At 65.3% G+C, this 8,291-nt stretch carries 7 protein-coding genes; 3 read left to right on the top strand and 4 right to left on the bottom strand.

What is annotated here, in order from left to right:
- The coding region (locus ISG32_RS27555; protein ID WP_228529784.1) for a hypothetical protein at window positions 1–225 on the top strand (225 nt) is incomplete at its 5' end.
- Between the two features lie 210 nt (window positions 226–435).
- Here the strand turns inward: ISG32_RS27555 and ISG32_RS13325 are convergent.
- A complete protein-coding gene (locus tag ISG32_RS13325; RefSeq protein WP_194771478.1) occupies window positions 436–1,218 on the bottom strand; it encodes an alpha/beta fold hydrolase in 783 nt (260 codons plus the stop codon).
- Window positions 1,219–1,357: 139 nt separating this feature from the next.
- Here ISG32_RS13325 and ISG32_RS13320 point away from each other — a divergent pair, with 139 nt between their 5' ends.
- Window positions 1,358–1,903 (top strand): flavin reductase family protein, encoded by a 546-nt coding sequence (locus ISG32_RS13320; protein ID WP_194771524.1) that lies wholly within the window; start codon window positions 1,358–1,360, stop codon window positions 1,901–1,903.
- Window positions 1,904–2,022: 119 nt separating this feature from the next.
- Here the strand turns inward: ISG32_RS13320 and minE are convergent, their stop codons facing one another.
- The 3 genes from minE to minC form a co-directional block, all read right to left on the bottom strand.
- Window positions 2,023–2,289, bottom strand: coding sequence for a cell division topological specificity factor MinE (gene minE / locus ISG32_RS13315; RefSeq protein ID WP_194771477.1), 267 nt, complete (start codon window positions 2,287–2,289; stop codon window positions 2,023–2,025).
- Window positions 2,290–2,294: 5 nt separating this feature from the next.
- Window positions 2,295–3,110: a septum site-determining protein MinD gene (gene minD / locus ISG32_RS13310; RefSeq protein ID WP_194771476.1), complete on the bottom strand. Its 816-nt coding sequence runs from the start codon at window positions 3,108–3,110 to the stop codon at window positions 2,295–2,297.
- A gap of 81 nt (window positions 3,111–3,191) precedes the next feature.
- Entirely contained in the window at window positions 3,192–3,953 is a 762-nt protein-coding gene (gene minC, locus ISG32_RS13305; protein ID WP_194771475.1) for a septum site-determining protein MinC, read from the bottom strand.
- A 340-nt stretch (window positions 3,954–4,293) separates the two neighbouring features.
- Here minC and ISG32_RS13300 point away from each other — a divergent pair, with 340 nt between their 5' ends.
- Window positions 4,294–8,238 carry a choice-of-anchor U domain-containing protein gene (locus ISG32_RS13300; protein ID WP_194771474.1) on the top strand — a complete coding sequence of 1,315 codons (3,945 nt, stop codon included), beginning with the start codon at window positions 4,294–4,296 and terminating at the stop codon, window positions 8,236–8,238.
- Window positions 8,239–8,291 lie beyond the last annotated feature (53 nt).

The following is an 8,291-nucleotide window of genomic DNA, read 5'->3' as shown; positions in this document are numbered from 1 at the left end:
ACCGACCGGATAACCAATCAAACCACATCAACCTGCCGCATCCGTCGTTTCCAACCTCGGCAGCGAAGCCTTGTATTCTACACCGAGTTTTGCGACCCAGAAGAAGAAATCCAAGATTTCTTTTTTCCCCGCCACCCAGAGACATCGCCGAATCACCGGCAACCACCTCTTTGTAGCGAAGTCCTCTATTCTATACCGATTTTTGAACCAACCGGAGAAGTTTAGAAAACTTTCTTCAGATCAACTTGCAGCATCTTCGGATCTCTCCGCAATCAGCGCGTTCTTTCTGAGGAAGGGCGCAAGTATAGCCCTGAAAAGGGGCGTCAAAGTCGTTCCGATGACTTTTTGCAAGATATTTCCGAAATGGGCTTCCAAGCGACCTTGCCCGCCTCCCTTGGGGAGATTGCCTCCCTATATAGAGGCCCCGTGCCCAGCTCAGTGCACGTTGCGCCGGTGATTCAGAAAGTCGACGAGCAGACCATCGAAATCCTCGGGCGATTCCAGCTGCGGCCAGTGGCCGATGCCGGGCAAGGTGATGGTGCTGGCGTCCGGCAGGATCTGCGCCAGCGCTTCGAGCGCCTCAGGAGGAGTGCATACATCCTGTGCCCCGCCTATCAGCAGGGTAGGCATCGACACATGGGCCAGTGCGGCCGCATTGCGCTGAAAGCCGGGCAAGGCCTGCAACGCATGTCTGTAGATCAGTGGATGGACCTCGGTCAGTGCGTGCCGGATCAGACGCACTCCTTCGGGCATGGCCTTGCCTCCTGTCTGCATGGGGACGATGCGGTCGGCGATCTGCTCCATGCCGAGCCCCTCGTCCAGAGCGGACAGACGCGTGTCGACCCAGACCTTGCGTGAAGCGTCGTCGAGCGGCGGGCCGCCTGCGCAGAGCACCAGACGTTTGACCTGGCTGGGATCGCGCATTGCCGCCTCGAGCGCCACCATCGCCCCCAGTCCGTGCCCGACGAGCGTGACCTTGTTCTTCACCTGCAGTGCGTCGATCAATGCCAGACAGCTCTGCGCCAGCGACTTGATGCTGTAGGGCTCGCTCGGCGGGGTATAGCCATACCCCGGCAGGTCGACGGCGACGGCGCGGTAGCCCTGACTTGCCAGCGACTCCACCGAGGGCGAGAAGGTCAGGTGTCCGCCATCGGCGTCGTGCAGCATGATGACGGTATGGCCATGACCGAGCATCGAGAAACGGGGAAGAATTGCCATGCTGTGCTCTTTATTCGAACCCTTTCGGCAGCAGGCCGATCGGTTGCGGACAATAATAGCCCAGTCATTTCATCCAATATCCCGACCCTGTTTTGGCGCCTGTCGCCACGATTTCGTGAATCGCAACTCTTCTTCGCACATGGCTCCGGCCGAGGCTCAGGCGCCCCACTTTTCATCACGTCATTTTCGTGATGCGCTGGGCATGTTCGCCACGGGCGTGACCGTCGTCACCGCCCACACCGGCAACGGCCAGTTGATCGGGCTGACGGCCAATTCGTTCAACTCGGTGTCGCTGGAGCCCCCACTGGTGCTCTGGAGTCTGGCGCGCAAGGCCGCTTCGATGCCGATGCTGTGCGAGGCGACGCACTACGCGATCAATGTGCTCACCGCCGATCAGCAGGGCCTTGCCGAGCAGTTCGCGCGGCGCGACATCGACCGCTGGGCGGGTGTGGACTTCAGCTTCGGCAAGAGCGGCGCTCCGCTGCTCTCCAACGTGGCCGCGACGTTTGAATGCTTCAACCGCAGCCGTTACGACGAGGGCGACCACATCATCTTCGTCGGGCAGGTGGAGCACTGCAGCCATCACCCTGATTCGTCGCCCCTGCTCTATCACGGTGGCCGCTTCTTCACCGAACACCTGCTCGGCGACGCCGCGGTGGCGGACGAGAAGGAAGCCGCCCGCTGATCCACTGATCGACGGGCACATCGGACCGCACAAAGACAAGCGGGCCTTGGCATGCACAGCCAAGGCCCGCTTTTTTTCACGAACGCATCATTCAAAGAACGATGACACGCCGACGCCGCCTACTTGGCCGGCGCTTCGGGCAGTTCGATCTTCACTTCCAGGATTTCCAGATTGTCGGAACGCTCCAGGTTCACCTTGATGTCGTCCGCGTTGATCGACACGTATTTGCTGATGACGGCCACCAGCTCGCGCTGAAGCGCTGGCAGGTAGTCGGGCTGGCCGACATTGCGGCCGCTGCGTTCGTGCGCGAGGATGATTTGCAGACGCTCCTTGGCGACCGAGGCGGTTTTCTTCTTCTCCCCGAGCAGGAAGGACAAAAGCGACATCACCCTTACCTCCCGCCGAAGATGCGTTTGAAGAAACCGGGCTTTTCAGCGTCGGTGAAGCGCATGGGTTTTTCCTCGCCGAGGAAGCGGGCGACCACATCCTTGTAGGCTTCGGACACATCCGTGCCCTTGAGGTGGATCGCGGGCAGGCCCTGGTTGGAAGCCTGCAACACGTTTTCCGATTCGGGGATCACGCCGATGAGCTTGATGCGCAGGATGTCCTGGATGTCCACCAGGCTCAGCATCTGACCGTCTTCCACGCGATTCGGGTTGTAGCGCGTGATCAGCAGGTGTTCCTTGATGGGCTCGAGGCCTTCAATGGCGCGCTTGGTCTTGCTGCCGAGCATGCCGAGAATGCGGTCGGAGTCGCGCACGGACGAGACTTCGGGGTTGGTCACCAGCAGCGCCTCGTCGGCGAAATGCATGGCCATGAGCGCACCGCTTTCGATGCCGGCAGGTGAGTCGCAGACGATGTATTCGAAGTCCATGTCGGCCAGATCCTTGAGGATCTTGCCCACGCCTTCCTGGTTGAGCGCTTCCTTGTCACGCGTCTGGCTGGCGGCCAGCACGAACAGGTTGTCGCACTGCTTGTCCTTGATGAGGGCCTGATTCAGGTTGGCCTCGCCCTGGATCACGTTGATCAGGTCATAGACGACGCGGCGCTCGCAACCCATGATCAGGTCCAGATTGCGCAGACCGACGTCAAAGTCGATCACGGCGGTCTTGTGGCCGGCAAGCGCCAGGCCGGAGGCAAAGGCGGCACTGGTGGTGGTCTTGCCCACGCCACCCTTGCCGGAGGTCACGACGACGATTTTGGCCATGTTATGCACAGTCCTTGCTTCGGTTTTTCAAAATTAAAAATGGGTTCGGTCGTTGCCGGCGCATGATGATTCGGCTCCCTCTCACAGTGGCTCGATGAGCAGTTTCTCGCCTTCGAGACGGACCTGCGCGGGCTTGCCCAGAATCTCGGGCGGCAGATCGGTCTCGATGGGGCGGTACATGCCGGCGATGGAGACCAGTTGCGCCTCCATGCAGGTGCAGAAAATGCGCGCGTCGGTATTGCCGCGTGCGCCCGCGATGGCGCGGCCGCGCAGAGGCGCGTAGACGTGGATATTGCCATCGGCGATCACCTCGGCGCCAAAGCTGACCATGGCCATGACGATCAGGTCGCCACCACGCGCATAGACCTGCTGGCCCGAGCGCAGTGGCTTGTCGACCACCAGGGTGACGACTCCGTCGCCGGGCACTTCAACGGGCACCGGCACTTCGCGCACCACCTCGACCTCGCGGATCACCTCGCGCACCTCGGGGCGGACGGATTTCTCGCGCGTCGGCGCATCGGGCGCGGCGATCAGGCCGGCGTCGTGCGCGGCCTGCATCTGCTCGGCGCTGCCGCCGCGGACTGCCACGGGTTGCGTGTGATGGGAGCGCAGCTCGGAGACGACGGCGGCGAAGTCGATCGGCTCGTTCGCTTCCCGCAGCGCGGTCAGGTCGATGAGCACCGGGTCGTTGTCGAAGAATTCGGGATCGTCGGCCAGACGCGCCGCCAGATCGGCGGCAAAAGCGGAGACATCCGGGCTCTTGAGCATCACGGCCACCACCGGCAACTGAGCGCTCTTGAGGTCAAAACTTGTGCGGGACTGACCCGCAGTATCAACGGCCATGAACAGAAGTGGTGGGAATCACGATATCGGCACGCGCGCGAACAACAGGAAAGCCATAAGCGCAGCCACCGGAAGGTGAATCTGCTTGCGGACTTTGCGCGGCGAGCTGATGAGCCCAGACAGGTCGCCAGACCACGGAAAGGTCGCAAACAGGCTCATTAATGGCGAAGTGTACCGTGTGCGGCGCTCCCGGCTGCATCCGGACGTTTCCCAAGATGCATCGAATGCAGGTTTCCTGATCGATGGAATCACGCGATCACGCTGGCTGTCACGATATTGACATGGCGCGCGGGCAAATTGCATCGCTTTGCAACCGAAGGCCTCGCAGGCCGCTCCCCCCGTGAATCCACCACGCCTGTCCGCGCTCCGCGCCACTTCCGCCGCCACGTTCGTCTTGCTGGCCTCGTCCTCCATGGCTGCGGACTTTGTCAGCGGCAATTTCGTGGCCTATCGCGTGGGAGCGCAAACGGGCGCGCGCTCCATTCATCTGGACGAATACCGCGCCGACGGCAGTCTGGTACAGAGCGTGGCGCTGTCGTCTGGCACGTTGGCTTCGCTGGCTGCCAGCACCACCGGCTCGGAGGGCCTGCTCAACCGCTCGGCGGACGGCAAGTGCCTGACCGTGCCCGGCTACGCGTCACCGGCCGGAGCGACCACGCTCAAAGGCTCGGGCACTTCCGTCGCGCAGCGCGCCGTGGCGGTGGTTGGCATCAATGCAACCGCGCCCGGTGAGCTCAGCCTGATGGGCGCCACCGCCTTCAACACGGACTCGATCCGCAGCGCGATCAGCAGCGACTGCACGGCCATCTGGGCAAGCGGCAACGGAGACAAGAACGGCAAGGGCGTCTGGTTCACCACGCAGAGCAGCGGCACGCCCGGAATCCTCAACGCGACGAATGCCCAAGGACTCTCGATCCGCGATGGCCAGTTGTACGTATCGTTGGCCGGTGGCGGCACGCTCAACCGGCTGGGCGACCATCTGCCGCAGAGCGGAGCGCCCACGGCCACCCCGGTGTCCGGACTGTCCGCCAACAACTTTCGCGGCATCGCCTTCGTCCGACTGAACCCGCAATCGTCCACCGCCGACACGCTGTACGTGGCGGCCAACGACCTCAAGCCCACTCCCGCGATCCAGAAGTACACATGGGACGGCAGCACCTGGACTGCGCGCGGCAAGGCCGAGCTCAGCGGCGTGCACGGCCTCGTCGCCATGCCCACGGGCGACGGCCATGCGATGCTGCTGGCCACCGATGACAGCGGCCAGCTGTTTCGCCTGTTCGACACCTCGGGCCCTCAGGGCAGCCTGAGCGGCACGCCCGCGCTGATCGCCAAGCCCGCCAGCGGCGAGGCCTTCTACGGCCTGGCGCTCACCCCCGAAGCCGCACCCCCGGCTGCCGTGCCTGCGGCTCCCACGGCGGTCAGGCTCGCGAACCAGAACGGCAGCGGCGCCACCGTCCAGTGGACCGCTCCTGCTTCGGGTGCCGCCGTGGCCTTCTATGTGGTCGAGTCCTCGCGCGACGGCTTCGCGACCATCGACCAAAGCACGGCGTCGACGTCGACCACCGCCACCCTCGCCAATCTGGCCAGCGGTTCGCAGACGGTTCGCGTGCGCGCCGTCAACAGCCTCGGCGGCAGCGCAAGCGCCGTGTCGGGCAACGTCGTGATCGGCGAGCCGCCAGCGACCTCGCTGGTCGACAACGCCGCCTACTCCGGCGTGGTGCTCGATCCGAACGACGCGCTCGCCAACGAGGGCCTGCGCTTCACGGTGAGCGATCCGGTGGGCAGCGCGGCCGCGGTCGGCGTCACGGCCAGCTCGAGCGCGCCTGGTGTCATCTCCCAAGTCGCGGTCACCAACGACAACGGCAACGTCACGCTCAGGCTCACGCCGCAGAGCGTGGGCTATGCCGACATCACGCTGACCATCACCGGCACAAGCGGCGCGAGCATCACGCGCACGCTGCGCTATGCCGCGTCGGCGAACACGGCGGCGACCGCCGGCACACGCTGGTTCGCGGGCCGCTCGGACGCGTCTTCCGCGCTCATCACGGCCAGCGGCTCCATGCTGGTGGTCGATGACGAGGCGCCCGGCAAGGACGCATCGGGCAATGCGCTCTCGGGCGGCAACGCGATCTTCGGCTACGACCCACAGACCGGCGGCCTGCCCGCCAGCCAGCTGGTGCCCGACGCGTCGCTGGGCCTGTCGGTCTCGGCCAGTTGCAGCAACAGCGGTTTCACCGGTCTTGCCAACTGCAGCGCCGATGGCGAGGTCGATCTGGAATCGAGCTTCCAGGTGGGCGAGCGCATGTATTTCGCGGGCTCGCATTCGAACAACAAGAACGGGCGCTCGCGTCCCGACCGCTGGCGTTTCTTCGCGGTCGATGCAGGCAGCGGCGGCGTGACCGGCCATTACCAGTGGCTGCGCGAGGATCTGCGCGCGTGGGATGCCAGCAACGCGCACGGTCTGGGCGCGGACTATCTGGGTCTGGTGTCCAGCTCCGACGGAGGCGACAAGAACCCGCTCAAGGCGCCGGAGACCGACACGCTGTCGGGCTTCTCCATCGAAGGCAGCACGACCAGTCCCGACGACGGCCAGCTCTGGCTCGGCTTTCGCGCTCCGCTGGTGAGCGCACCCGGTCAACCGGCGGTCACCTCCGATGTCGCCAACAACCGCACGCACGCGCTGATCATTCCTGTGGACAACTATGCGGCCATGCCGGATTCGACGGGCGGCACCAAGGGCGCCGCCAGGATCGCCGCGCCGATTCGCCTCGATCTCGCCGGACGCGGCATCCGCGAGATCCGCAAGAATGCCAATGGCGAATACCTGATCATCGCCGGTCCGCCCAACAGCGCCAACGGCACGGCGCCGCGCGACTTCCGCCTGTACTCATGGGACGGGCGCGTGAGCAGGGACGGCCTCGCGCTCAATGTGCGCGCACTGGCCGCCGATGTGGGCGCATTCACGCCACCGAAAACCGCCTGCTCGGCAGAGGGCATCGCCACGCTGCCGGCTCAGCTTGCCGATGGCGGCACGGCCACCCTCATCAGCGACTGCGGTGACGCGGATTTCTATGCCGACGGCAGCGCCGCCAAGGACCTGCCCTACGCCGCGTGGAAGAAATTCCGCAGCGACGTCGTGAACATCGCCCCCCTGCCCACCGTCGCGTTGACCGGCACGGCGACCACCGCCTCCGGCGCGAGCCTCTCGGCGCAAAGCGCGCACAACGGCACGCTGCACCTCATCGTGCTGACCGCCGGAGCGCCCGCGCCGAGCTGGGAGCAGGTCAAGAACGGGCACGACGCGAACGGCCAGGCAGCGCTTTGGACCAGCGTCCCCACCGCGCTCGCCGCCGGGCAACCCGCCACGCTGCAAATCAGCGGACTCTCCGCCGATACGGGCTACGTCGCCTACGGCGCAATCATCGCGGCCGACGGTTCCGCCAGCCTGGTCAAGGCCGCCGAGTTCCGTACCGGATCGGTCGCCGTCGTCACGCCGACGATCACCTTCGCAGAGCTGCCCGAACGCACGCTGGGCAGCGCGCCTGTCACGCTCACCGCCACTGGCAACGCGTCCGGCGGCAACCCGGTGCAGTTCGCCAGCCACACCGAAGCCGTGTGCAGAACCAGCGGCGCACAAGGCGCCACGCTCACGCTGCTGACGACGGGCACCTGCACGGTGCGCGCCACGCAGGCGGGCGCGGCCGGTTCGCCCGATGCGACGCCGGTGGAGCGCAGCTTCCAGATCCGCGTGCCTGCCACAGTCGGCTCCACGCTGCCCGGCGGCGATGGCAGCAGCGGCACCGTGAGCGGCAACGGCTGGCAATTCGCGGACAACTCGGCGGGTTCCGCACCGACGGCCGCCCTGCCGCCTCTGCCCACCGGCTACCGCTTCGTCCTGCCCTCGGGCTTTGGCTTTGTGCTCGCGGGCGGTGCGGCGAATGGTGCCGCGCGCATCACCTGGCAGTGGCCGCTGGCAGCGCCGAACGGGGCGATGCTGTGGAAATACGGACCGACCCAGGCCAACCCCGCGCCGCACTGGCACGACGTCAACGGCCAGCTCAACGCTGCGCGCACCAGCGGCAGCTTCGCGATCACGGATGGCGGCGACGGTGACGAGGACCGGCTCGCCAATGGCGTGATCGTCGATCCGGTGTTCCTCGTCGCGCCCACTGCCACCGCGCCGACCACGACCGCGAGCGTGCCCACACTGTCGGAAGTCGGCCGTGCGCTGCTTGCACTGGCACTGGCTGCAGTCGCCGCTGTCGGACTGCGTCGCCGCATCTGACGTCTGAAAAATCAAAAGGCCCGCAGACGGAAGTCTGCGGGCCTTTTGATTCG

Origin of the sequence: Diaphorobacter caeni (genome assembly GCF_015354245.1) — a bacterium.
In the GTDB taxonomy this organism is placed as follows: domain Bacteria; phylum Pseudomonadota; class Gammaproteobacteria; order Burkholderiales; family Burkholderiaceae_C; genus Diaphorobacter_A; species Diaphorobacter_A caeni.
This window is presented reverse-complemented; position numbering and strand designations above follow the sequence as displayed.